A 24,300-nucleotide genomic window follows, 5' to 3' on the forward strand; every position below is an offset into this window, starting at 1 on the left:
ACCTAAGCCACGCGCTCAAGCGCGCTCAAGTCTGGGCGGTAAGCTGACATATTATCCCTGCTGATATATCCTGCCATCATCACTATTGGGGAGGCTATGTCATGACGAACCTGCAAGAGGTCGCCCAACACTATCATTCAGGACATCTGCTTAAACGCATCTCTGACGGCTGCGCGGCGCTGGGTCTGACACCACCGATTGCGCACGACGCACTCGCTCCGGTGGACGAATTTCATATTGGTGGCCGTCGTGCAACCGAACAGTTTGTTAAGTCGTTACAGCTTTCCAAGTGTAGTCGCGTTCTGGACCTCGGCTGTGGTCTGGGAGGCCCAGCCCGCTTTGTCGCTGCAACGACAGGAGCTCAGGTCACCGGCATCGACCTGACGCCCGAATTTGTAGAAACCGGGCGCGCTTTGACCGAGTGGACGGGATTGAATGACAAGATTGAATTGGTTGTAGGCAGCGTGCTCGAATTGCCTTTTGAGGACGCATCAATGGACGCGGCCTACATGATCCACGTCGGCATGAATATCGCCGATAAAACTGGGATCGCGCGAGAAGCAGCGCGGGTTCTCAAGCCTGGCGGCATCTTTGCGATCTACGATGTGATGCAGGTCGGAAGCGGACAAATGGATTACCCGGCGCCGTGGGCATCATCTCGTGAACTAAGCGCGTTGGACCCGCCCGAAACCTATGAGGCGGCCTTAAAATCGGTGGGGTTTGAGGTTGGGGAACGCATTGACCGTACAGCGTTTGCTAAACAGTTCTTCGCTGATCTTGCTGCCGCACAAAGCCTGGCCGACGGTCCCCCGCCACTCGGGCTACATCTCATCATGGGCGATGACACCGCGCTGAAAGTGCGTCACATGGTGCAAAACATTGAGAGTGGTTTGATCGCGCCGATTGAGTTGCACGCACGGCTGCATAGCTAGCAGCGGCCCTCGAGCAGTTCGTGTCTTTTTGAAGTGGCCACTCTGGGCTCTTCCGACACCTTCGCCGCTCGATGCACGAATGCGTGCTGTCGGCAATCACTACCATCCACACAATCGTCCGCGAACAGGGAAGACGCGCAACACAGCCGCCTTTTGCTCACGCCGCCTTTGCTGATGCAGCAATTGCTCGCAGGTGCGGCGACCTGATCGCTACGTCGCAGCAGGTATCGCCAGACCGGCCATTCAAGGCCAGCATGGTGCCAGAAAATCAAACCACCCTTTCGCTGCGGCCAGCGCTGACTATCGAGGAGCGGGCCGAAGCGGCCGTCGCTCTATGTCGCGCCAATGTCTGCTTTCGCGAATCTTACTGAAAAACTGTCTTCGTGACCGATGTCAGGAAGACAAAACGTTCAGGTCACGTGATTTGGGTCAAAATGCCTCCACTTCTCATAGCTCAACTGGACTTCCATGTGGTGTGTTGCGATATGCCGCTTCCCAGTCGGCGCGGCGTTGCTGGCGAGACTCAGCGGAAATACCTGCGTAATTCTCTAAAAGAGTTTCCAGTGCGTTCAGTACCGCGCCATAATATGTGTCCAGAGTGTCTGGTGCGTTATCGCGCTCTGCGACTTTCAATGCGGCACCTAATGCCTCCGCCCAATCCGTGTTTGTCAAATGTCCCGACTGCACCATGGAATTTGCCAGCGCCAATGCCTGTGCCTGCCATGCTTCGTCAAAGACCGGCTCTGGTGGGGAAAATGGATCATCAGGTTGGAACAAGATAACTTTCCCATAAATCAAGTGTGACTTCATCACGAGGATTGGCCTCATCGCCCCAAAAATCGGTTGCGCGAAACACAACGGAGTAAAGGTGTTCGCAGGCTTCAATTCCTTGCGCACCCTTTGCAGGAAGCGCATGTGCCCCGTGGTGACTGATCACGCGTCCCTGCGCGCCGCGTGCATATCGCGGAAGTCGGGTGTGATTTTCATTGATGCGCTGCCGCGTAAGGACGGTTTGGCCAACCGTAAATTTCGGCACCTGCGTTGTCTGTCGTTCAAAGCTGAAGTCGCTTTCCGCTTCCTCCGCCAGCACATCCGCGACAGATTTGGCCTTTGGGGGTGCCGTCGCGACTTTCATATGCCCGCGTTTGATGTCCTCGATCGTGATCGCACCATCGTCGAGCATGAACATGAAGTAATTGGCGCACCATTTATTGAAGTAGGCAAAAGACAGGTAATCCTCCGGCACCATGCGTTCGATTCCGTGGCGAAACCAGTCGATCGTGATGCCCGGCGCAATCGGACTGCTTGAAAGGCCCCACATCCGCTTTTCCCAATCCTTCAGATCGCGGAAGTCAGAATCCACTTTATCCAAGGGTATCGGCCCAAAACCCTGCACCCCACCAAGATCGTGTATTCCATCCATTACAGTGCTTCAGTGTTCAGATCGCGTTCGGTTCCAATCATGGAGTTCCGGGTCACGATTGATGCTAGCTGTTCTTCGTCCCATCCTTCTGTTCCACTTGGACGTTGCGGAATGACGATGTACCGCAACTCTGCCGTACTGTCCCAAACACGGACCGCCACATTTTCAGGGATGACCGCACCGAATTCCTTTAGGACAGCGCGTGGTTCCCGCACAGTCCGGGCACGGTACTCACTGGACTTATACCAAGCCGGGGACATGCCCAATATCGCGAACGGATAACAGGAACAAAGCGTGCAAACGATAACGTGATGTTGATCGTCTGTATTCTCAATCGCTTTCAGGTGACCCGTGGCAGCGCCCTGAAAGCCGAAGTCCTTGATCGCCTCGGCCGCGTTATCCAGCAGCCTTTCCCGAAATGCTGGATCAAGCCATGACCGCGCCACAACTCGCGCGCCGCGCTTTGGGCCTATGTGCTCGGAGTAGGCCTCGACCCATGCGTCGATACTTTCCGGTGCGACGAGACCGCGCTCGACAGCAAGGCTTTCGAGTGTCTTGACGCGCAAAGCGGGATCAGATGGCAGGTGAGAATGCAACTCACGGTGCAACTTTGCGGCCCTATCGCTGTCGAATGTCGGCATAGCATTCTCCTTGAGAGCTATCGTCACATAACTACTTTCTGTCGGTCAACGGATTTTGTGGCGTCATCGCCGAGGTCACGAAAGCCGCCATTCGCACGAAACGCAGCATCGGTCAAAGTGGGCTCGGAGCCAGATTTCGCCGCCACCCTTGCGAACATCAGCTCTTGAGGTTCCAACTGCCGCGCGCTTGGAGAAACGCCTCAAGATCAAAGATTTGGCCAGCCGCGTCGAGGGCTGGCCTCGTTCCACCGAAACTCTTGTCCTCGCTGCTATGGCATTCGGCGGCAGAGAGTCCATACCTCCGGAATGCTGCGAGGATACGAACGGCAGCTTTGCAACTCAATGCATCACGAATAGTGTAGGCGCATGAACGAATTCCGAAACGCCAAACCTTCCGACGCAGCTCGGTGCTTTGAGATCGAAACTGCTGCCTATGAAGGCGACGAAGCAGCAACCTTCGAAAAGATTTTCAGGAGGATCGAGGTCTATCCCGATGGTTTCCTCGTTCTTGAGGAAAAAGGCGAGATTGTTGGCTTTATAAATTGCGGATGTGCCCATGAAGTCGAAATGTCTGATGAGGAATTTAAGGAGCTTGTCGGACATGACCCCGACGCACCAAACGTCGTAATAATGTCCGTTGTTGTTGATCCCGCGCATCAGGGCAAGGGTCTGTCACGGTCATTGATGGTCGAATTCGTGGAGCGCATGAAAAGGATGGGTAAGTCGACAATCCACCTCATGTGCAAAGAGCATTACATCCCACTCTACGAGGGGTTTGGATACAGTTATTTTCAGCCATCGACTTCCGACCATGGAGGAATGACTTGGCATGAGATGTCTATGACACTTTAAACTCATTGGAGTGAGAGAAGTGATACCACTTGAAAAGCCTTTGCGATTAGCCGTTGAAGCTGATGCCCATGCACTTGCGGACTTGGTGAACTTTGCAGGCGAAGGCCTGCCGCTCCATGTCTGGACCGGGTTGGCACAAGATGGCGAGGATGCCTGGGCGGTCGGTCGCGCGCGACAGGCTGAAAAGGCACGAGAGGGGCAAGTGGTCGTAGTTGACTTTGGCAACGGGGCGGTTGCCGGTCTTACAGGCTATGGGATCGGATCTGAACCAGAAGTAATTGGAGATGACTTCCCAGCCTTGTTCCGTCCCTTGCAGGAGCTGGAAAACAAAGCGTTGGACAGCTGGTATGTCAATGTTCTGGCTTGCTACCCAGAGACCCGTGGTCAGGGACTTGGTTCAAAATTACTTGAAGTCGCCGACGAGATAGCCCGCGACGCAGGATACAACACAATGAGTGTTATTGTCGCCGATGAAAACGTGGGAGCCAGACGTTTATACGAGCGAAAGGGATACTCTGAGTTGGACAAAGCCCCATGCGTCAAAGACGGCTGGGCGACCGAAACAAAAAACTGGGTTCTCCTCGTCAAGTCGCTGTCCTGATATCGGGCGTAACCGGTCTTTCTGAGCGGAGGCCGCTCTCGCTTTTCGGCTGAAGGGGTGTTGGCGCTCACAATCAATCATATTTGCTGTGCCCCTCGAGAGCTGCAGTTGGTCTGAGAGCAACGAAGGTCGGGAATGTCCGCATCTTGTGAATTCATGATTTCAAATTTGCTGCGCGATGCATGAACGGCGGTAGTTTTATTTGCAAGGCAGCATGAAATCTAACGCCATTGCAGAAAAACCTCCGCTGCGTGCGCTCGCAGCGAGAAATCCGAATCCACAGGTTGGGCTCTTCCAATACTTTCGTTGCGAGCTGCGCCAACGGCTGCTAGGCCGCCGATATGGGTTTCACATGTTGGCAAGAGACCTCTGACGGGACAACGTTTTGCCGCCCCGCCGGTCGCCCCAAATCGCCGGTATTTCCGCAAATTCCGCACACTGTCGAAAACGGGGGGACATCACCCGCACGGGGTGATCGGTGCCCTTTATCAACAAAATCCGTTGACCGCCGCAACTTCCTCAACGCGCCAGGCCAAGTCGGGGCAAGGTTCAACACCAGAGTTTTTGCGAAGTAAACGATCGGCGGTTTGAAGACGCAGGACAACTCCACCTGCGGCGGCATTCTAACGATCAAAGGCACTCACGAGATGGCGAACTTTGCTGCGAGTGACACAGGCGAGATTGTATTCGAAGCATTTCCAAACTTGCCTGATGAGATGCTTGGGGCTGAGATCGAGTATCTCTGTAGCGTCCTTGCCGACGGCGCCGCCAAGGGTGAAGAGGGTGGCTCAAGTGATAAAAGCACGAACGCTGAGCAACGCTCTCGAACTACAAAGATCCGTTTTTCTGATCTGTGGCAGAAAACTCGGCAACCGGACGTCGATGCCGCTCCAGTGAGGGCCCATCTTTTTCCAGACGTCGGCGCTCAGCCTCTACACCGGCCCGCGCTTCTGAGACCCATTTCGCTCGATCGTTCATTTATCTAACCCGTGTTTGAACTTTCTGTCGCCGTCCATCCCGACTTCGATCCCGCGATGCCGAGGATCGGCGTAGAACACTATAGCTTCTGAACTCGGACATGCCATCTTTTCCATGAACTCGCCCGCCCATATTTCGTGTTCCTCTTCGGTGAGGCCATCTGGTGACAGTTTGCCCTTGAGCGCTGCTTTCAAGCACTTACTGACAACGCTGTTCTCTTTGTGCTCCCATGTCATGCCGCTATAATAAATAGAAATATCTTGGTGACGCCTTACGGGCGTGGTGCAACAAGGGAATTATGCGCACGTGCATTTTTGAAGAATAGAGTCAGATGACGGCATTAGAAATCGCACTGAACATCGCAGGCGCCGGCATTACCATCGCCGGGTTCGTCTATGTGCGTCATCTGCTCGAGACCGCTGGACGGGGTCGCATCAAAGACCCTGATCTCGTATCCGAGTTCCGCGAAACAGCACCGTATCATTTGCTGAATGAACTGGTGTCTTGCTAATGAACCTCTTCATTGTTTTTGCACCTTCGAGCTCGAGCCTCTCCGGTCTTGGCCGACTGAAGTCGGTCTGGCTTGGCTTGAGCGGCGTTAGGTTTTTGTAAAGACCTGACTGGCTTACACGCCTGCGAATTGGGATCCATCTGACAGGGGTTCTAGATCTGAAGAGATCCATGATCTACTCGGCTCTACCATACCTATTGCCTGGTTGGCGTGCCGATGTCGTTAGAGAGTGGTTGCTGGACATCGCTCAGGAAAATACACTGATTTCAGACTTGCCGGAGTTCGATCAACGTTGGCTTGATCGACTCCTCGGGCGACCGGTCCCACGGATCCAGGATTTCGAACAAACCTGAACAGAAATGCGCGGCCTGCTTATCTGCTAAGGAAGCATCATCAGATACTCTTGTCTCAAGGAGGTAAGGGGGAGGATTTTTTGAACCTCACCCGCGACGGTTCAAAAAATCCTCCCCCTTACCCCTAATTGATTTCTCTCAGGCGAAAGCACAAGGGATAACTTAAGGAAAAGAAATGAAAAAAATTGAATGGATATCCGATCTGCAACAGTCGCCTACGATGCCCACCCCCAATCACGAGTTACCAGATGAACCGTCTGAGATGACCAATCTAATCGATTCCGCGTTGGACGCGCTACTCAAGATCGGTGAGGCCTTTTCAGAAAGCGAACTCGCCCAAGTGGGTGAAAATGGAAGTTTCCCAGTCTAATGCTGAGCGTTGACGCATTTCGGGTCAATCGCATTAGGACAACCCCACTGATGATCTGATGTGTCTGTGATCCAGGTTCGAGGTTACACCCGATGCTCGGATCGCGGGGATAGAGACGCGCAAACTGATTATTCATCGGACCCCGTTTTGTGAGGTCCTGTGATTTGTCAGTTAGTTTTCCTTTTTCTTGCAATCTTCCAGTTGCGCCATCTGTGCGATGTGGCCGCCAACAAGACCACGTTCAAAAAAGTTGGAATTCTTTCCGAAATCGATTTCCGGAAAATCAAAACACACCAACTTTCTTCCTGTAGCAAAGAGCATGTCTTTGCATTCACCCTAACCACTTGTATACACGGAGTAAATCGATGGGTAACCCAAGCACGTCAAAGTTCGTTTTGTTCGATGAGGCACAACTGAACATCCAATCGGGCGCAACGCTCGATGAAATTACAAGCGCCCTGTATGATCTAATCTATGATGAGATCGCTCCCTATGACGATTTGGGCGATGAATCGATCGGCCTCGAATGGATCGCGTCGGAACGTCTCGATACGTCAAAGCATCTGGGCTGGGGTTCGCATCCTGAATCGTCCGAAGACAACGATGATTGGACAGCTTCGTTCACCAAAATTCTTGCCGATTGCACCAGTCTGCCAGCACCCCTCATAGACGCTTATGTGAAATCAGGCAAAAAAGCCGAAATCGGATATTGGCTGCGACATAACCTGGAGACTGGCGCAAGTTTCCGCCAGGGCCTCAGCAGACCTCACGAAGACACTTTGATGTCACTTGAGCGCGCCCGTGTTCCGGGGTTTGTTCCCAGCAGTTGTTACTATGATAGCAGGTCCGAAGATCCATGTGACGCACGTCCGAAGGATTTCGGCGATGGGCGACGTATCCTCGTCGAAATGAAAGTGAATTGGAGTTGGTGAATCCTGACCTCAAAGCATCGCCGTAAGTGCAGTATCAGTGGCGCTCCTGAAACCGCCGGCGAGAATGTACTCGGCTAGTTCTTCCTACGCCTCAATACTATGGAGCTGGGGTCATTCGACCCCGGTTTTAGGAGGCCGCCTGAGATAGAAACTTGCGCCGAAACATTGGGCGACCTACATGGGGAATATACTCTTTATATTTAACATAAATTCACTTATCTGTTGTCGCTCACACCATGTTGCAACCAAGTAGAATTGTCCTTCGGTCCGCAAAGAAATGTCCCAGTTGTCGCGAAAAGGCGGTGCAGCCTGGCCGGGTGGAGACCTCAAACATCGCAGCCTTGGCTGGCTGCACGCTCCTATTTCGCCGCTTTCGCGAGCATTGAATTCCAGCCGCTATTGCGCCGACCTGTTGGAGTGTAGCGGGTGGCCTGAGTGCCGAGGCGCCGCTTCTTCGGTGGTGCTTTATCCTGCTCTTGCTTGATGTGTTCCAGCACTGCGCTCAGTCGCTTGTTCCCTGTGATCGAAGCGTGGCTCACACGTTGATCCTTGTCGTAGGTAGAGAAGGGCAGTGGAACACTCTTTGACCGGAATTCCAGCGTTCCATCCTGGAATTCGTAGCCGTCCATATGTTAACCGGCGAGGCCGCGGGTGTGGTCGTTTTCTTCAAGCGTGATCCGGTTGCCGTCAAAACGCAATATGGTGATAACCAATTATGCCATCAACGTGGGGCTAAGTCAGTTTGCGTAATCCCCCTCAAGCGTTGTCCATTTGGAACCTGTCTTGTTAGGCATATATATCGATTGGCGTACCGTCTTTAACCATTGCGTAGATCTCTTCAATTTCCTGATCTGCGACTGCGATGCACCCTGCCGTCCAGTCGCGCTTGTCCGTGGGATCAATCCCAGGGCGCGGGCCACCATGAATGAAGATATCACCGCCCGGAGAACGGCCCCGAGCTCGGGCAAAGGCGGAATCCGCCTCGTTCGGATAAGAGATTCCGATTGAAAGATGGAAAAGGCTTTCGGGATTGCGACGGTCAATCATATAGGAGCCTTCCGGTGTTCGCCCGTCTCCTTCGAATTGCTTGTGACCTTCGGGGGCAAACCCGAGTCCAATCGGAAAAGTTCGCAAAACACGCTCATCACCATCGAGGACAAGTATGCGCTGTCCCTTGTATAGCCGCAGTCGCGTCACTTCCGGCCCATTGTAAGTACGGAACTTGCTTGCACAGCCAGACAAAAAGGCGGCTATTAAGCCAGAGAGAAATAGACGTCGTTTCATAGGAACTGCTCGGCTTGTTTTTTGTTGTTAGTCAACAGAATACCACCAAAAGTCAGTTGAGCAAAGATGTACCGAACCCGCTAGGATGAGTGCCGGAAGCCAAGTGATCAGTTTTGGCAACCACGCCAGCAGTGCGATGAGTAACATTTCGATTTCAATAAGTGGTGCGGCACCCCCTTAAATGTACGCGATATTTACACTCGGTAGCGCCGCCATCTTGATAAAAAACAGGGCAAAGCCGAAGGGAAGTGTCAGAAATGACGTTCGCGGCGCTAGAGCAATTAGGCTAGCCCACCATATCTGCGAAGAATACTTGGATCCAACGTGATCGGAGAATTCCAACTGTCCGAAGATCGGCGGCAAAATCGGTAGAAAGACAAGGAAGTGCTCGATGGCACTTTGATCTGCCCTGAATACGGACGTGTCGAAATTGAAGTAATGCAAACAGACCTTTATCAGTGGTTTTTTAATGCAAATCATGCAAGGCACTTTTGAAGCCGTTAGAAGGCGATTGCTGTGTTTTCTGTTCCTACGCAACCGTTCCGTGTCCGCCTGTTCAGTTGGGGGATAGCTGCTGTAGTCAGGTTTTCGCCGCTAGAAATCTCGATTCCCAATAGTAGTAGATGAGCTAGATCGGTTACTAACTTGGCTACTTGGGTAAAGGGTTTATTCGCAATGTCCGCACCAGTATCAGATTTCAGGTACGACCTAATTTCGCGCCGGGCTGCCCACCCTCCGATAGTGTCACGGTCTAGCTGCAGATTAAGGTAAACTCTATGTATCTGAAATTGGCTCTACTAAATTTCACGAACATAATTGAAGTTTTTAGTTTCTATTTTGTTTCATCAGTGCGCCTAACGAACCCTTTGAAAACCTCGAGAGTTTCTTCGCTTACATGATGTTCAATACCTTCAGCGTCATGTTCTGCGACTTCCGGTGAAACACCCAAAGCGATCAGGAATTCCACGACAATACGGTGACGCCTTCTACAAGCATCCGCCAATTGACGCCCGGCATCGGTCAGTTGAAGTGACCGATAGGGTACTTGCTCAATGAAACCCTCACGTTTCAAACGAGCCAGGTTCTTAGAGACCGTAGGTTGGGTTACGCCAAGTCGCTCTGCTATTTCGACCGGGCGCGCCGAGCCATTCTGGTGGATTAACTCCGCGATAAGTTCAACGTAGTCTTCAACCATTTCGCTCTGATGAGCCTGTCGCACAGCCTCAAATCCACTCGCCTGAGTGTCAATGCTACGATCTGAATTTTGCGGTGATGTTTCGGTCATCGGCTCACGATTACCTCGCTGATCTTGTCTCCAGTTTATGCACCTGAAAGCCGAGCTTGACAATGAGCATGCCTTCATCGATAAATTAGACAAGGCTAACTTTAATAGATAGAGCTATGAAACACCTGATTGCGTCCACACTTCTTTGCGCAATGCCAGTAATCGCGGATGCCACGGCGATTGAAGAATCTCCATGGGCACCACGCGCTGCCGCGTATCGACTGACCTTGTTTATGGGAAATCTGACCCCGGTTCCCTGGGATGAAATTGAGAGAAGTTGGACTTTGCCTGCATTTGGCAGTGACTTTCAGGTCGCTCCATTGTCACGATTAACCGTCAATGAGGCGCATGCGATCAGCCAAGCCATGCAGGCCGAAGACCGCCAGGCACTGTTTGAAGCAAGCACAATTGCGATAGCTGAGGGAATTCTGCGCCATCTGGATTCCGCAAAGATCGCGCTTGGTCAGCCTGAAGCGGCACGCGAGGTCGCGCAAGCGGCTGCGCTGTTCCGCGCATTCGAGGATGGTATCAAGGCAGCAGATGCGCCAGCCGCACGCGATCTGGGCCGAGCATGGCTGGTTCTAAACTCTACCCTTGGCAACGCAGGAGTACTGGGCAATGCGGAACAGGATGTGGATACCGACCGGTTTGCCGAAGCGCAGGCAATTGTCGTCAACTATATTGCGGCAAACTACCTGCCCTCCTCGTATGCAAAACGGGACAGGTTGACCCCGGTCCCCGAAACGGTTGTGCTCACGGGGGCAGATGTTGCCCTGCCGTCCACTTTGCCGCCAGGATCCAACATCGCTGATCAGCGTGAATTGCCGCGTCTGGTGCTACAGTTCGAAGAGGCTGGCGAGGATGAAGCCAATCTACCGCTGGTGGCTTATGGCGACATGCTGTTCGACAGCCCCGAAATCTTCGGCGGCCCGGCGCGCGAGTTGGGCATCGCCTGCTCGACCTGCCACAACCGCTCCGACGTGAACCGCGATTTCTTCATTCCGGGCCTGTCATCTCATCCGGGCGGGATGGATGTGGACGGTTCGTTCTTCAATCCAATGTTCAATGACCGCACCGATGATCATCTGGACACGCCTTCCATGCGCGGCATCCGCTTTACCGCACCCTATGGCCGCGACGGGCGCGAACCCAGCCTGCGCCGGTTCATCCGAAATGTGATTGTGACCGAATTCGCGGGAAAGGAACCAACGCCGTTCCAACTGGATGCGCTGGAAGCCTATGTCAAACAGTTCGACTTTCTTCCCAACCCAAAGATAGATCGGGCCGGCAAGCTGACCGATCTGGCGTCAGACGCCGCCAAGCGCGGGGAGGTGCTGTTCAACTCAAAGTTTGCCGGACTTGGTGACAAATCCTGCGCTTCGTGTCACACGCCTGACCGTCAGTTCCGCGATGGTCTGACCTACGACATCGGCAGCGCTGAACCACCATTCCCCGGCGGCACGGCTACCGCGTTCGAAACCCCGACGCTGCGCAACGTCAATTTCACTGCACCTTACATGCATGACGGATCGCTGCCGACGCTGGCCAGCGTTGTTGACTGGTTCAATGACACCAAAAATTTGGGGTTGGACGAAGCACAGCGCGCAGATCTGACGGCCTATGTCGAAGCTGTTGGAGACGGTGAAGACCCCTATCAAGTATTCGAGGGTCGCAACAGCGTATTCCGCTTGTCCTGGGAGGAGCTGACGACATTCGCCAGCACGCTCGATACCCTGCTGCCGATGCAGGATGCCGAAAACATAGCGGTTCTGATCGACACGGTAGCTCCTGATCTGGCCGCTGATGCCAGTGTCATGGTCAATCAGAACGCCAAGCCCGAAATCTACGAATTCGCCGCGATCCTGCTTGCGGTTGGCGATGCCAGCGCCGAAGGAAACTGGACCGAAGCCACCCGCCAGTGGGAACTGTTCAAGGCCATGCAGGCCGAAATTGACGAGAGGATGTTCTGATGTTGTCGCGCCGCAATTTTCTGGTCGCTGCAGCCGCATCTGCAGCCCTGCCCGTAATGGCTGCAACTGATCAGGGGCTGAAACTGGCCTTCATCCCTCAGGAGAACCCCGAAAAGCTGTTGGGTGACATCAACGTCATCACCAGCTGGCTTTCAGAGCAGATGGGCGTTCCGGTCACGGGGTTTGTCACGTTCGACCACGCTGCTGCCGTCGAGGCGTTGCGCAACGGTGATGCCGATATCTCGTTCATGGGAGCATTGCCCTTTGTGTTAGCCGAGGACCAGATCGGCGCCGTACCGCTCTTATCCGAGGTTTATCGCGGGCAACCCAGCTATTCGGGCCGTGTCTTCGTGCGACGTGACAGCGGTATCGAAACGTTGGCCGATCTCCGGGGACGTGACATTGCCTTTTCCGATCCGGTCTCGGAATCCGGTTACATCTATCCGCTTGATCTGTTTGTGCGCGCCGGGCTGTTCTCGGGCACGGGCGATGCTGACAGTTTTTTCGGGCAGAAATTTTTTGCCGGTGGTTATCAGCAAGCGATGCAGGCCATGGCCAATGGGCTGGTCGATGCGGCGGGCGCGAGCCAGTATGCAGATCTCTATCTGACCCCGGATCAGCAGGCTGAGGTCAAGGTGCTGGCGGAATCAGAACAAATTCCCAGCCACGCAATCATTGCCCGCCCTGACCTGGACGCCGGCCTGCAGGCAAAGTTCATTGAGACCATGCTGCGCCTCAACGAGAGTGAGAACCGTCACCTACTGGCTTACCTCTACGGCCCGGACGGCTATCTCCCTGCAGATCCATCGGTTTACGAAGGCGTGCGCGAGACTGCGCGGCGGTATGGGTTTCTGAAATGAACCCTGTGATTTCACTAAACGCGGTATCGCAGCACTTTGCCAGTGCGGCGGCTCTTACAGATGTTTCACTATCGGTGCAGCCCGGTGAAAGCGTCGCGCTTCTCGGTCCTTCGGGTGCGGGCAAATCAACGATGCTGGCGTTGCTGGACGGTCGTTTGAGTGGTTGGCAGGGCGAGGCTCAGGTGCTGGGCAAGCCACTTTTGGCAACTGGGATTCCATCCCGCGAGGACCGTGCCAATACTGGCTTTGTCTTCCAGGAATTCGCACTGGTTGATCGGCAGAGTGTTTATCAGAACGTGATGAACGGTCGTATGGGCCGGATGAATATCTGGTCCTCGCTCTGGGGTCGGTTCCGGGAAGAGGACCACATGTGCGTGACACGGGCGCTTCAGGATACGGGGCTGTCCGACCTGGCAAGTCGCCGTGCCGATCAGTTGTCGGGTGGACAACGGCAGCGCGTTGCGATTGCCAGATGTCTGGCACAAGAACCCGAATTGATCCTTGCGGATGAGCCCGTCAGCAATTTGGACCCTGCTCACGCCGAACGAATTCTGAGCCTGATCACCAGCTCTGCACGTAGCCGCGGAATCGGCGTCATTTTCAGCTCGCATCAGCCAGACCTGTCGCGCCGCTTTGCTGAGCGCATCATAGGCCTGCGAGATGGCGTGGTATTGTTCGACAAACCGTCGGCTCAATTGACCAGCGGGGACATCGACGAGCTGTATCACGGTGCCAGTGTCACATCGGGGCTGCGTGTAGTCAGTTGATGGGCCGATCTGTCATTTGGGTCATGCTGGGGCTGGCGATCCTGTGGTCGCTGACCATCGGAGATATGGGTTTGGGCAAGCTGCCAGGCGCAGGCCCCCGTCTGGCAGAGTTTCTGGGGCGCATGATCCCACCTGACCTGTCCGTTTGGCGCGAGGTTCTAACAGGGCTGGCGGAGACGCTGAGGATCGCCATTCTGGGAACATTGTTCGCTGTAATCCTGTCCACGGGACTGGCCGTTCTGGCCTCTGAAACTATGGTGTCACCAACGATCTGGCGTCCCGTCCGCGCCTTGCTGGCGGTTATCCGGTCGATCCCGCTGATCCTGGTGGCAATGCTTATGGTCGGTGCTGTTGGGTTGGGTCCACTTCCCGGTATTCTGGCGATCACATTTCACGCGACCGGCATGTTGGCAAAGTTCTATGCGGAAGCCATCGACAACGTTGCTATCGCTCCTGTGGCGGCGCTTGAAAGCGCGGGAGCCAACAGAATTCAACAGTTGCGTTGGGCAATCTGGCCGCAGATGGCGCCTGTGATCATGCGCGATACCGTATTTCGGTTTGAGCTAAATCTGCGCGAAAGCCTGATACTGGGCATTGTCGGTGCAGGTGGCATCGGGTTGTATGTACAAACCTATGTACGGTCGTTTCAGTATGAAAAGGCTGCGACCGTGACGTTAGCAATCATTATTCTGGTGTTATTGTCGGAGGCGCTGAATACGGCCTTGCAAAAACGGTTCAACTAAGTCGGAAATTCCCAATTCTCCAACAAAAAGGCTCGTGTCTTTCTTTTTCATCCATCGCGGTTGAAGGTTGGATGCTTTGCTTGAAACCGGGCCGGTGTAGTCTGCTGCACACTCCCTCACGCGGGTTTGTTAAGACCGTAAGCTTGCTCGATTGAAAATCACCTGCGTTGAGGAAAATTCTTGGTGCCAATCTAGTGTTCAAACGGATTCACCGGAGTTGCCATGGGAATGTGTTGCCGAAACATTTGCCACCAGCCTGCCAGTGCGTAGTGCTCTTACACGTGCGTTCATCCAATGCCTCACGACGACTCGGTACATCAGTTCACGGAAAAAGCCAAAGTTCTGCCTGTGACGGACATAGAAAGAGTCAGGTGAGTCAAAGACCCCAAAATCCTGCACGATGCCGTTTCTTTGAATGTATGTGTCACGGCCTTCCCATTCGACCTGGGGATCGCTCAGGCAATCTGTACCCACACCGTACCCACACAAGTTTTCTGTTTTGTGGAACGTCCGTTGCAACACGCGTAAGAAAAGCTCATCCAGAATAAAGCCTTCCAGCTTTAGCCACGTACCCTCTGCTTCGACTTCAACCCATGAATGCACAATCTCCGTCGGCGCCATCGGATAGAAAAGCTCGGGAACCACACCCCTCTGCAACTCTTTGTGGATCGTAAAGCCATGCAAACGGCATCGGATACCGCTGCCGCGAAACAGTGCCATCAAAAGAGTACCCTTGGTATTGCATTGCCCATAGCCATTGGCGAGTACCTCTGATGCCGGGATATCGTCTGCACGGTTGTAACCAAAGGCAATCTCGTTACGCACGAAATCATAGATAGCGCCAATTCGATCCAAGACAGGCAGATCGGGCCAGCGCCGTTCCGTTATGAGCCCAGAAATCGCGGGCGTTTCAAAATCAAGCAGAGGTGTGGCGGCAAGCAGTGGGTCGCGGTTCAGCATTTGGTCTCTCGTCGAATCAACTCTGAAAGACTTGTAATTGCTATAGTAACTATAGCTTCAAGAGACTAATTCTTGTCCGCAACAACACTGCCCGAAGTTACGCGCCGATGTCTTCGTGATCGGTAAGGCATTCGGAGTGATCGCGCAGAACTTCAAGGACAAGACAATCCGAGGTATTGCCGCCGCTGCATTCATGTACCATGCGCTTCAGCTCGGTCCGCAGCGCTTCGAGCCGCGCTATTCTCTGCTCAATCTGTTTGAGTTGCCGACGCGCGATACTGTCGGCTTCATGACATGGGCGGTCCGGATCGTCGGACAAATCAAGCAGCTCACGTATCGCCTCGAGCGAAAAACCCAACTGACGGGCATGGCGGATGAATGCAAGGCGATCCAGTTCGGCATGGCCGTAACGCCTCTGGCCACCTTCGGTGCGCCCCGGTTCCGGCATAAGTCCGATTTGCTCGTAATAGCGGATCGTCTGAACCTTGGTTCCGGTCTTTTTTCCGAGCGTTCCGATCGTCAGCATCTGGATCTCCTTACAAAGTTACAGCTTATGTAGGTTCGCGTCGGCACCGTACAATAGTACCTTCCAGCGGGTGGACCTGTGACACCCAGCCGCAGGCTCAAAATCCCCTTTGAACCTCTAGCAGGTAGAGGGTGTACATGCCGTTCTGAACCAAGAATCACAGGCGGACGGCTAACTTTGAAACTGACCGTATTTCAAAAAATCTTATGGGTACTGGCTGGTGTCGCAACGGCGGCATTTGCCTATCTGATGCTGTGGTCAGAATACAGATCTGCGCGGATTGAGGAGGGGTCTGTTCCGTTCGAAGCCAGGTTCGAACTGACAGATCACTCTGGTGTTGTCCGTACTCAGAACGACTTTGCGGGTAAGTGGATGTTGGTGTTTTTCGGTTTCACCAACTGCCCCGACGTATGCCCTACAACTCTGTCCGAGGTGGCAGTAGTGCAGGAAGGTCTGGGAAATCAATCAACCCAAGTGCAACCTATTTTCATATCCATCGACCCCGAGCGCGACACTCCGGCCGTGCTGGCCGAGTATGTGCCACTTTTTGATGCGGGGATCATTGGGCTTACAGGCACACCGGAACAGATTGCGGAGACGTCCAAGACCTTTCCGATTTTCTACGAACGGATCGAACAAGCCACTGCGCCGGACGGATATACGATGGGGCATACCTCTCATCTGTTTCTGTTCGACAAGGACGCTGGATTCGTCCAGTCCTGGTCATATGGCACGCCTGCCGAAGAAATTCTTGCGGATCTGAAACAGAGACTCTGAGCACCATGTCCCGGTTTTCCAAAGATACACTTCTCGGCCTGGCCTGGGCGATTGCCTTGGTTGCTTCTCTTTCTGTTCTGTTCATTGGAGAGATCCTGGGGCAGATGCCCTGTGTGCTGTGCTGGTTCCAGCGCGCGTTCATGTTCCCATTGGCGATCGTACTGGGGCTTGGCCTGTGGTGGCAGGACCAGAACGTGGGCCGTTACGGGATAGCACTGGCATTGGGGGGCGCTGCTGTCGCCTTGTGGCACATGGGCCTGTATGCCGGTCTGATCCCCGAAAAAATCCAACCATGCTCGGCAAATGGTCCGTCCTGCACCGACGCAAATCAATCTGTTTTGGGCATCCCGATTCCGCTGATGGCGCTCGTTTCGTTTGCGCTGATCGGCGCTCTATGTGCTCTTTCACTCAAGGAGAAACAAGTATGAACAGACGAGGCCTGATTTTGTCCGTTCTCGCATTTGGTGGCGCTGGTTTTGGAGCCGCCTCCTGGTACGTGAACCGTCCGGCTGCATCAGGCAACACCGAGCCTGTCGCACCCGAAATCGCTGAAACACTTATCCGTTCTTACTCGCCTGTTCTCGGCCCTAAAGACGCACCGGTTACAATTGTCGAATTTTTCGATCCGGCTTGTGAAGCCTGCCGTGCCTTTCATCCGGTCGTGAAGGACATCATGGCACAGCATGGAGACGCCGTGCGCGTTGTGATCCGGTACACCCCTTTCCATGGCGAAGGCTCAGAGGAGGCGATCCGCGTGCTTGAAGCGGCACGCATGCAGGGGGTCTTTGAACCGGTCCTGGAAGCCGTGCTGCGAGAGCAGCCCAAATGGGCCGCGCATGGTGCGCCTGAGCCTGGTCTTATTATTCGAATTGCAGCAGCTGCGGGACTGGATGCCGATGCAGCGCAGGCACAAATGCTCGCGCCCCAGACAGTCGGTGTTCTTAATCAGGATCGCGCTGATGTCGAAGCGGTCGGTATACGGCAAACTCCGACATTCTTCGTCAATGGCAAATCTCTGGATCCGTTTGGTGAGGCTGAATTGAGACGTCTGGTCGCTGCAGAAGTTGCAGCACTGCAAAGCTGAGCAGTAGCGAGAGGTACTATGAGACTCACTACAAAAAATACACTTCTGGCAGGTGTGCTTGCCGCATTCGGCACCACTGCCATTCTATCGGCACCGGTTCTGGCGGGGGGCGACGATGTTGTCGTTGAAGATGCTTGGTCGCGCGCCTCTATTGGCACCAACCGACCGGGGGTCGCTTACATGACGATCCGCAACACCGGCAATGAGGCCGTCACGCTGACGTCTATCCGCACCGATCTTGCGATGATGCCCGAGATCCATCAGACATCGACCAATGCAGAGGGCGTCAGTTCCATGGCACCAGCTGGCGAGCTGGAAATTGCGCCCGGTGGTTCCGTCGCGCTTGAGCCCGGCGGGCTGCATGCAATGCTTATGCGGCTGCAACGCCCGATGACTGAAGGCGAGAGTTTTGCGCTGACCCTGATCTTTGCCGATGGAGCAGAAAAGACCGTCAACATACCGATATTCGGTATTGCTGCACGAGGCCCAGAGAACTGATGCAGCGGCGACGTGTTCTCACATTTGGGGCTGCTGGAATTGGCGCAATCGGCCTGACACTCTTTGTCGGATGGTGGCAAGTGGATGGGCCGGGAGCGGCTCAATCAGATCGCCTTCGTCCCCTTGCGTTGTCGGGCATGAACTTTCGCATGGTTGATCACGAAGGGACCCCCGTCACCCCGCAATCGCTGGTCGGACGTGCAACAATGGTGTTCTTCGGCTTTACCTACTGCCCGGATGTTTGCCCGACGACTCTTTCGGATATTTCCCTCTGGCTGGATGATCTGGGCAATGACGCGGACGAATTGAACGTCGTGTTCATAACCGTAGACCCTGAAAGGGACACGGTCGATGCCATGACCGATTATGTCAGCTACTTTCATCCAGCTATTCGCGGTTGGGTCGGCGTTTCGGACCAAATTGCGCAAGCCGCAGACGACTTTCGCGCCACTTATGAAAAAGTTCCTATGGAAGATGGCGACTACACAATGAACCACACCGCAAGTGTTTTTCTGTTTAACCCCACAGGCGAATTTGTCAGCACCATCGACTATCATGAGCAGAGAGAGTTTGCTGTACCCAAGATCCGCCGCGCTTTGAAAAGTGGAGCGGATACAACATCATGAGCGCACGGTTTCTAGCAACCTCGGCGATCGCGATCAGCAGCGTCTCGATTGCTGCGATCATGTTCATTGCCTCGAACAGGTCTGAAATGACGGTGCCTGCGCCCACGGTCTTTCAGGTGCCCAAACTTCCTGCGGAACCGCAGATCACATCGGCTCCGTTGCTGAACGTACCATCAACAGAACTCGCTCCAAGCCCCGTTTCGTTTCGACCTGTTCAGCCGGAACCCATTCAGGCAGAGGAACCTTTGCCTCCTGTTGAACCACCTTCACGAACATGGACGCGCGAGCTTGCGGTGGGTGACACACTCGACAGTATGCTGTCTGACGCGGGGATTGACGCAACCGATCGCGCTGAAATCGCACTTGCACTTGGCGCTGAATACGACTTGCGGCGCTTGCGGCCGGGTCACTCGATAACAGTCGTTGCAACGGCAGCGGATCAACTGCGGAGTGTGGAGCTCGCCGTGGAAGATGGCGTGAGAATTGAAGTGACACTTAGCGAGACATTGTCCACGCGCGTGGTCTCGCCAGAACCCGACACTGTCATTCTGGCCCGCAAAACAGAGATCGAAACTTCGATCTCAAATGCTCTGAGCAGCGCAAAGATCCCGGTTCGTTTTGCGGTGGATCTCGCTCAGATGCTGAGCGGCACAGTGGATTTTCGACGCGATCTGACCGGTGGCGAAACGCTTCGGCTTCTCTGGCGCGAAAAGAGCATCGATGGCGAGAGGGTGGGCCAGTCCGAGCTCATTTTTGCGGCGCTGGAAGTTGATGATCGGGTTTACGAAATAGCATGGCCAGACGACGACAACGGTCGCGCCACGATCTATGTTGATGGTGAACTTCTTCGCGTCTTTGCCCAACCCGTCGAAGGCGCGCGCCTGAGTTCAGTCTTTGGTCGGCGGAAACATCCGGTCTACGGCAATGTGCGGATGCACACCGGTGTCGATTTTGCTGCCGCACGTGGTACTCCGGTACATGCGACGGCCCCGGGTCGCGTGTCTTATGTAGGTTGGCGCGGGGGGTATGGGCGTGTGGTGGAAATCGCTCATGGATCGGACACGGTCACGCGATATACGCATCTTAGCGCAACCGCCGATGGTCTGGCCAAAGGTCAGCGCGTGGAGGCTAGCGAGATGGTTGGCCGTGTCGGGTCGAGCGGCACCGCGACCGGCCCCAATCTTCATTATGAAGTATTGGTTGACGGGCGCCCAACGGACCCGCTTTCTGACAACCGACTTGCTGCCGCTGCGAACAACGAGGTTGAAAGCGAAGCAGCGCGAAAACGCTTAAGAAATGCTCGAGCACAGCTTGAGAAACAGCTGGGCAATCCCGTCGCCAAAAAAAGCGAATCTAGTTCGTGAGAGTTTCCTAAACGGCTTCAAGTGCGCGGCTATCAGTTTGCGGGTATGCGCGCCTGAAGCGGACTGCACTGCAGAAGAACCAAATCAGAGGATGTAAGATGATTGCAATCGCGGGGGCCTTGGTTGGCGCCGTTTGGGGTGGGGTCCTGGCAAAGCGCCGGAATGGCAACAGCCTTGATATTCTTCAATACGCTACAGGATATGCCATCGCTTTTGGCCTGGTGGCGTTTTTTCTTTCAATCGCAGTTGTGCGCCTGATGTAACGCGCCAGTAAGCAAGGCGAAAGCCGGACACCTGGAGTCCGGCTTTCGCTCTTATGTGGTCGCAGCGCCTATTCCCTGCGAGCCAAGGGTATTTGCCTTAGTCTGGGCGGTATGATCTTCCGGAGCTTTCAGAAGCCGTAAGGCATTGGCCACGACCAGCAAGGACACTCCGACATCAGCAGCGATTGCACCCCACATGGATGCCAAACCAAAACCCGTGAGAGTGACAAACAATGCTTTGGTCGCAAGTGAGAAGCCGATGTTCTGACGGATGATCGACATGGTTCGACGTGAATGGTCGATCAGCCAGGGTACTTTACCGATGTCGTCGGTCATCAGAGCAATGTCTGCGGTCTCAATCGCAGCATCGGACCCAACTGCACCCATCGCAACTGCATAATGTGCCCGAGCCATCGCAGGCGCGTCGTTGACGCCATCGCCGATCATCGCAACCATCTCGTGCTGTTCTGCCAGTTCCTCAATCGCAGCGACTTTGTCCTCCGGCAGAAGTTGGGCCCGGACTTCGTCGATACCGACTTCGGCTGCTACCGCTCTCGCGGTTTGTTCGTTGTCACCAGTCAGCATGATGATTGACTTCACGCCCTGCGCGTGAAGCCGGGCAACGATGCTTCGGGCTTCGGGGCGAATGCGGTCCCGCAGCTCAAGCAAACCGGTGACTCCGTTCTCATCCCCGACAACCACAAGTGTGCTTCCCGCGCTCTCGATTTGGTTGCGCAATTCGGCAGGGATGGACGCGCCAAAGCCTTTCTCTACAGCGAAGCGGTCAGAGCCAAGCCAGATATCTCCGCGCTCGGTGCGACCTTCAAGACCCCGACCGGGAACGGTTCGGATGTCTTCAGCCGCAGATATCGAAATGTCGGTCTGTTCTGCCTTGGTCAAAATGGCGCGGGCCAGCGGGTGTGAAGACCGAACCTCGAGGCTGGCACCGCTCGCCAACAGCTCCTGCTCGGATGCGTCGCCCAGCGGATACACATTGGCAACTTCAGGCTCTCCCATGGTGATCGTGCCGGTCTTGTCCATGGCCAGTGCGGTGGTACGCCCGGGGGCCTCGATATATGCGCCGCCCTTAATCAGAACCCCAGCCCGGGCCGAAGCGGTCAAAGCCGCAACGATGGAAACCGGTGTGGAAATGACGAGCGCACAGGGGCAGGCGATAACCAGAAGAACAAGTGCATTGTAAAACCAGAAGCCCCACGATGCGCCAAATGCAAGCGGTGGGATCAGGGCGATGGCCACTGCAACGACCATAACGATGGGCGTATAGATCCGCGCAAATTTTGTAACCCACTGCTCAACCGGCGCACGGCGAGCATGAGCATCACCGACCATCCGGATGATCTTGGCAAGCACGGTATCGGACGCTGTTTTCGTCGCACGAATTTTGAGGGTGCCTTCACCATTGATTGTGCCGGCATAGACCTCATCACCCAGCTCTTTGGGAACCAGCGCGCTTTCACCTGTGATTGGAGCCTGGTCAACGGCACCGGCCCCTTCGATGACTTCGCCGTCAAGTGGAATGCGATCCCCACCCCGAACGATGAAGCTGTCACCGACAAAGACATCCGCCGCCGGGACCGTTGCCTCGGAACCGTCAGCACGAACCAGCCGAACCGTCGGGGGGGCCAGATCAAGCAGCGCGGATACTGCGTTGCGAGCCCGTCCGACACTCCAGCTTTCCAGATAAAGAGAAAGCGAAAAGAAAAATGCTACAGTTGCCGCTTCAAAAAATTCGCCCAGAGCGATGGCACCAGCGACGGCAACAACCATCAGAAGGTTCATATCCGGCGAAAGTCGACGCGCCGAATACCAGGCCTTAGGGGCCACCAGCCAGACGCCAAACAAGATCGCGACTGCGAACAAAGCTGCCTCGGCTAAAGGCATCGGAACCTCACCATGTCCCGAGAACAGCCCAAGCGCACCGCCCATGCCGGTTTCGAAAATGTGCCAGCCAAAACCCGCTGCCCAAAACCCTCCGCTGAGCGCGGTGAACCGCCGCTGACGTGCAATATGCGCCGCCTGATCCTGCGCGGCATTTCCGTCATCCCAAGAATTGGCGGTCATACCGGTGCTGGCAACCAGCAGCATGACATCTTCGTCAGAAAGCTTGGCAGCACTTTCAAGAAGCGTCATTCGACCGTTGATGACATCAAAAGCGAGATGCTCTTCACCACCAACTTTCGGGCCGATAACCCGGTTCAGGATCGCAACCTCTTCGGCGCAATCGAGGCCAGAGACCTGAAAGCTTCTGCCACCTTCGGGAATCGGACCGGCGGGCGCGATGTCACCACACCCGCTACTGCCGCACGCGTTGTGACCTTGTCTATTTTCGTGGTCATGGTCGTGGTTGTGGGTATCGGATGACATAGTTAGACCTCAAGAATCTCTGCGGTCCTTTGCAAATAGTTCCTACAGCAACTAGAGCTTCAATACCTTTTTCAATTTTTTTCAATCCGGTTCGTTGCCCGCGATATTGATGCTTCATTCCTTCTTGCGGGCCGGTCGCGTGGATGCAATTTAGTCGCAGAAGACGTAATAAATTTTGGAACAAGTCAATGCAGAAACGGATCGCAATTACCATCACGTTAGTCTCGATTACTGCCGGTTGCTCAGCCCAGTTCACAGGGGGCAAAAGCAAAGCATTCGAACCAGGTAACCTGCCGGATTCAGTTGTTGCGCTGGCAGAACCGGGGCAAGATCTGGCCACAGCGCGCCTTATGCCAGAAGATAACTGCTTTTGGTATGAGCACAGCGGACCTGTCGAGACGACGCTGGTTCCACTGCGCGCAACGAATGGCGCCCCGATCTGCGCTGCGCGTGACGCCTGATAAAAAAGAGGGCAGCGACATCCACCTGCGCTGCCCAAAATTTATGAGCGGGCTGTGACGCTATCTTCGGCCGAGTATAAGTATGCGGTCGAGCCGATTTTTACATGTGGGTAGAGATCATTGATATGGGCCATGATCATTCTAACACATCCAGAACTTGCGCGACCACCGATGCTTCTGGGCTGAGGTGTACCGTGGATTCTGAGATAAGTATCTCGATCCCCAACGTATAGATAAAGGGCTCGAGAGCCGAGAGCATTACTTGGCCCGGGTTCCATGCCATCCCGGAATTCCGCGTATTCGGGGTTGCGCTCGATCATTGAAGCCGTTGGCGTCCAATGTGGCCATTCGACCTTGCGCCGGATAGCATAGGTACCGGGCTCGTAAAGGTTCCCACGCGCGATCGCTACGCCATAGCGCATTGCTGTGCCGCCTTCCTCGATATGGTAAAGATAGCGCGCGACGGCATCGACATGGATGTCACCGGGAACCAAACCATCATTTGCTACGACACGTCGTGGTAAAAAACGGTCATGAACGCCCCATGGATTTGAGGTCGCTGGATCGTAGTCAAATGGCGTGACCTGGCTGTCCCAATAGGTCTTTTGCGACGAGGTTGGCCATGTTTTGGCGATCAATGGACTGGCCGCAGACGCCGAGAATAGCGCTGTGGTTGATTGAATGAAATGGCGCCGTGTCAGCATAAGTCTCGTCCTGGTTCACAAGTGTAATGTGGTTGCATCGCATTTTTGCGATCAAATTCGAGTCTTAAAGCCTCTAGCAGCTAGAGCTTCAAGAGGTTTCAGGTAACGCTTGGTTTACCCAATGGACCATGTCGCCGGTTGCGTGAATCC

29 protein-coding genes and 1 pseudogene are annotated in these 24,300 nt (G+C 54.6%); 19 read left to right on the plus strand and 11 right to left on the minus strand.

Translation table 11 applies throughout. The features are described 5' to 3' along the window. Window positions 1-101 precede the first annotated feature (101 nt). The gene (locus ALB80_RS18915) at window positions 102-932 is read left to right on the plus strand and encodes a class I SAM-dependent methyltransferase (RefSeq protein WP_050605662.1); all 831 of its coding nucleotides are present in this window, start codon (window positions 102-104) and stop codon (window positions 930-932) included. A 447-nt stretch (window positions 933-1,379) separates the two neighbouring features. On the opposite strand, the gene ALB80_RS18925 is transcribed toward ALB80_RS18915, so the two are convergent. Genes ALB80_RS18925 through nthA form a run of 3 tightly spaced genes read right to left on the minus strand, consistent with a single transcriptional unit; the run spans window position 1,380 to window position 2,996 of the window. Continuing rightward, complete coding sequence (locus ALB80_RS18925; protein WP_083445368.1) at window positions 1,380-1,709, minus strand: nitrile hydratase accessory protein; 330 nt, start codon at window positions 1,707-1,709, stop codon at window positions 1,380-1,382. After that, entirely contained in the window at window positions 1,696-2,355 is a 660-nt protein-coding gene (nthB, locus tag ALB80_RS18930) for a nitrile hydratase subunit beta (protein ID WP_050605665.1), read from the minus strand. The genes ALB80_RS18925 and nthB overlap by 14 nt, the downstream gene beginning before the upstream one ends. Then, the gene (gene nthA, locus ALB80_RS18935) at window positions 2,355-2,996 is read right to left on the minus strand and encodes a nitrile hydratase subunit alpha (protein WP_050605666.1); all 642 of its coding nucleotides are present in this window, start codon (window positions 2,994-2,996) and stop codon (window positions 2,355-2,357) included. Before nthA ends, nthB begins: the two co-directional genes overlap by 1 nt. Window positions 2,997-3,362: 366 nt before the next feature. On the opposite strand from nthA, the gene ALB80_RS18940 reads away from it, so the two are divergent. Further along, complete coding sequence (locus ALB80_RS18940) at window positions 3,363-3,848, plus strand: GNAT family N-acetyltransferase (RefSeq protein ID WP_050605667.1); 486 nt, start codon at window positions 3,363-3,365, stop codon at window positions 3,846-3,848. Window positions 3,849-3,867: 19 nt separating this feature from the next. After that, window positions 3,868-4,449, plus strand: a complete 582-nt coding sequence (locus ALB80_RS18945; RefSeq protein WP_050605668.1) for a GNAT family N-acetyltransferase — start codon at window positions 3,868-3,870, stop codon at window positions 4,447-4,449. 828 nt (window positions 4,450-5,277) lie between these two features. Here ALB80_RS18945 and ALB80_RS22270 read toward each other — a convergent pair. Next, complete coding sequence (locus tag ALB80_RS22270; protein WP_157054264.1) at window positions 5,278-5,427, minus strand: hypothetical protein; 150 nt, start codon at window positions 5,425-5,427, stop codon at window positions 5,278-5,280. A 331-nt stretch (window positions 5,428-5,758) separates the two neighbouring features. On the opposite strand from ALB80_RS22270, the gene ALB80_RS18960 reads away from it, so the two are divergent. The 3 genes from ALB80_RS18960 (at window position 5,759) to ALB80_RS18975 (ending at window position 7,593) form a co-directional block, all read left to right on the plus strand. Next, entirely contained in the window at window positions 5,759-5,938 is a 180-nt protein-coding gene (locus ALB80_RS18960) for a hypothetical protein (protein WP_050605671.1), read from the plus strand. 528 nt (window positions 5,939-6,466) lie between these two features. Then, window positions 6,467-6,661 (plus strand): hypothetical protein, encoded by a 195-nt coding sequence (locus tag ALB80_RS18970; RefSeq protein WP_050605673.1) that lies wholly within the window; start codon window positions 6,467-6,469, stop codon window positions 6,659-6,661. Between the two features lie 365 nt (window positions 6,662-7,026). Then, complete coding sequence (locus tag ALB80_RS18975) at window positions 7,027-7,593, plus strand: hypothetical protein (protein WP_157054265.1); 567 nt, start codon at window positions 7,027-7,029, stop codon at window positions 7,591-7,593. A gap of 359 nt (window positions 7,594-7,952) precedes the next feature. On the opposite strand, the gene ALB80_RS18980 is transcribed toward ALB80_RS18975, so the two are convergent. Both ALB80_RS18980 and ALB80_RS18985 read right to left on the minus strand, forming a co-directional pair. After that, window positions 7,953-8,222, minus strand: a complete 270-nt coding sequence (locus tag ALB80_RS18980; protein WP_050605675.1) for a hypothetical protein — start codon at window positions 8,220-8,222, stop codon at window positions 7,953-7,955. A gap of 157 nt (window positions 8,223-8,379) precedes the next feature. Further along, the gene (locus tag ALB80_RS18985; RefSeq protein WP_050605676.1) at window positions 8,380-8,877 is read right to left on the minus strand and encodes a murein L,D-transpeptidase family protein; all 498 of its coding nucleotides are present in this window, start codon (window positions 8,875-8,877) and stop codon (window positions 8,380-8,382) included. A gap of 384 nt (window positions 8,878-9,261) precedes the next feature. Between ALB80_RS18985 and ALB80_RS22750 the strand changes: the two are divergent. Continuing rightward, a pseudogene (locus ALB80_RS22750) lies at window positions 9,262-9,494 on the plus strand (GDCCVxC domain-containing (seleno)protein). A gap of 215 nt (window positions 9,495-9,709) precedes the next feature. Here the strand turns inward: ALB80_RS22750 and mntR are convergent. Next, complete coding sequence (gene mntR, locus ALB80_RS18995) at window positions 9,710-10,162, minus strand: manganese-binding transcriptional regulator MntR (RefSeq protein WP_050605678.1); 453 nt, start codon at window positions 10,160-10,162, stop codon at window positions 9,710-9,712. 116 nt (window positions 10,163-10,278) lie between these two features. Here mntR and ALB80_RS19000 point away from each other — a divergent pair, with 116 nt between their 5' ends. From ALB80_RS19000 to phnE, 4 genes are read left to right on the plus strand one after another with little or no spacing between them, the layout of a single operon-like run. Next, the gene (locus ALB80_RS19000; RefSeq protein WP_050605679.1) at window positions 10,279-12,132 is read left to right on the plus strand and encodes a cytochrome c peroxidase; all 1,854 of its coding nucleotides are present in this window, start codon (window positions 10,279-10,281) and stop codon (window positions 12,130-12,132) included. Further along, a complete protein-coding gene (locus tag ALB80_RS19005) occupies window positions 12,132-12,992 on the plus strand; it encodes a phosphate/phosphite/phosphonate ABC transporter substrate-binding protein (RefSeq protein ID WP_050605680.1) in 861 nt (286 codons plus the stop codon). The genes ALB80_RS19000 and ALB80_RS19005 overlap by 1 nt, the downstream gene beginning before the upstream one ends. Beyond that, window positions 12,989-13,759, plus strand: a complete 771-nt coding sequence (locus ALB80_RS19010; protein WP_050605681.1) for a phosphonate ABC transporter ATP-binding protein — start codon at window positions 12,989-12,991, stop codon at window positions 13,757-13,759. Before ALB80_RS19005 ends, ALB80_RS19010 begins: the two co-directional genes overlap by 4 nt. Beyond that, window positions 13,759-14,502, plus strand: coding sequence for a phosphonate ABC transporter, permease protein PhnE (gene phnE / locus ALB80_RS19015; protein ID WP_050605682.1), 744 nt, complete (start codon window positions 13,759-13,761; stop codon window positions 14,500-14,502). Before ALB80_RS19010 ends, phnE begins: the two co-directional genes overlap by 1 nt. Before the next feature lie 198 nt (window positions 14,503-14,700). Here phnE and ALB80_RS19020 read toward each other — a convergent pair whose 3' ends face one another. Next, on the minus strand, window positions 14,701-15,462 hold the full coding sequence (locus ALB80_RS19020) for a transglutaminase family protein (RefSeq protein WP_050605683.1): 762 nt from the start codon (window positions 15,460-15,462) through the stop codon (window positions 14,701-14,703). Window positions 15,463-15,559: 97 nt separating this feature from the next. Next, window positions 15,560-15,988, minus strand: a complete 429-nt coding sequence (locus ALB80_RS19025; protein ID WP_050605684.1) for a helix-turn-helix domain-containing protein — start codon at window positions 15,986-15,988, stop codon at window positions 15,560-15,562. 177 nt (window positions 15,989-16,165) lie between these two features. Between ALB80_RS19025 and ALB80_RS19030 the strand changes: the two genes are divergently transcribed. From ALB80_RS19030 to ALB80_RS22450, 7 genes are all read left to right on the plus strand, one after another. Continuing rightward, window positions 16,166-16,765: an SCO family protein gene (locus ALB80_RS19030; protein ID WP_371256005.1), complete on the plus strand. Its 600-nt coding sequence runs from the start codon at window positions 16,166-16,168 to the stop codon at window positions 16,763-16,765. 5 nt (window positions 16,766-16,770) lie between these two features. Continuing rightward, entirely contained in the window at window positions 16,771-17,193 is a 423-nt protein-coding gene (locus tag ALB80_RS19035) for a disulfide bond formation protein B (protein ID WP_050605685.1), read from the plus strand. Then, window positions 17,190-17,849: a DsbA family protein gene (locus ALB80_RS19040; RefSeq protein ID WP_050605686.1), complete on the plus strand. Its 660-nt coding sequence runs from the start codon at window positions 17,190-17,192 to the stop codon at window positions 17,847-17,849. The genes ALB80_RS19035 and ALB80_RS19040 overlap by 4 nt, the downstream gene beginning before the upstream one ends. An 18-nt stretch (window positions 17,850-17,867) precedes the next feature. Next, window positions 17,868-18,347 (plus strand): copper chaperone PCu(A)C, encoded by a 480-nt coding sequence (locus ALB80_RS19045; protein ID WP_050605687.1) that lies wholly within the window; start codon window positions 17,868-17,870, stop codon window positions 18,345-18,347. After that, window positions 18,347-18,973, plus strand: coding sequence for an SCO family protein (locus ALB80_RS19050; protein ID WP_050605688.1), 627 nt, complete (start codon window positions 18,347-18,349; stop codon window positions 18,971-18,973). The genes ALB80_RS19045 and ALB80_RS19050 overlap by 1 nt, the downstream gene beginning before the upstream one ends. Then, window positions 18,970-20,337 (plus strand): M23 family metallopeptidase, encoded by a 1,368-nt coding sequence (locus ALB80_RS19055; protein WP_050605689.1) that lies wholly within the window; start codon window positions 18,970-18,972, stop codon window positions 20,335-20,337. The genes ALB80_RS19050 and ALB80_RS19055 overlap by 4 nt, the downstream gene beginning before the upstream one ends. A 98-nt stretch (window positions 20,338-20,435) precedes the next feature. Then, window positions 20,436-20,600 carry a hypothetical protein gene (locus ALB80_RS22450; protein WP_050605690.1) on the plus strand — a complete coding sequence of 55 codons (165 nt, stop codon included), beginning with the start codon at window positions 20,436-20,438 and terminating at the stop codon, window positions 20,598-20,600. 51 nt (window positions 20,601-20,651) lie between these two features. On the opposite strand, the gene ALB80_RS19065 is transcribed toward ALB80_RS22450, so the two are convergent. Beyond that, window positions 20,652-22,985, minus strand: coding sequence for a cation-translocating P-type ATPase (locus tag ALB80_RS19065; RefSeq protein ID WP_083445369.1), 2,334 nt, complete (start codon window positions 22,983-22,985; stop codon window positions 20,652-20,654). Window positions 22,986-23,173: 188 nt separating this feature from the next. On the opposite strand from ALB80_RS19065, the gene ALB80_RS19070 reads away from it, so the two are divergent. Continuing rightward, window positions 23,174-23,446, plus strand: coding sequence for a hypothetical protein (locus ALB80_RS19070; RefSeq protein ID WP_050605691.1), 273 nt, complete (start codon window positions 23,174-23,176; stop codon window positions 23,444-23,446). Window positions 23,447-23,487: 41 nt separating this feature from the next. Here the strand turns inward: ALB80_RS19070 and ALB80_RS19075 are convergent, their stop codons facing one another. Further along, a complete protein-coding gene (locus tag ALB80_RS19075) occupies window positions 23,488-24,150 on the minus strand; it encodes a L,D-transpeptidase (protein WP_050605692.1) in 663 nt (220 codons plus the stop codon). Window positions 24,151-24,300: the final 150 nt, after the last annotated feature.

The organism is Ruegeria sp. 6PALISEP08 (assembly GCF_001238295.1).
Classification (GTDB): Bacteria; Pseudomonadota; Alphaproteobacteria; order Rhodobacterales; family Rhodobacteraceae; genus Ruegeria.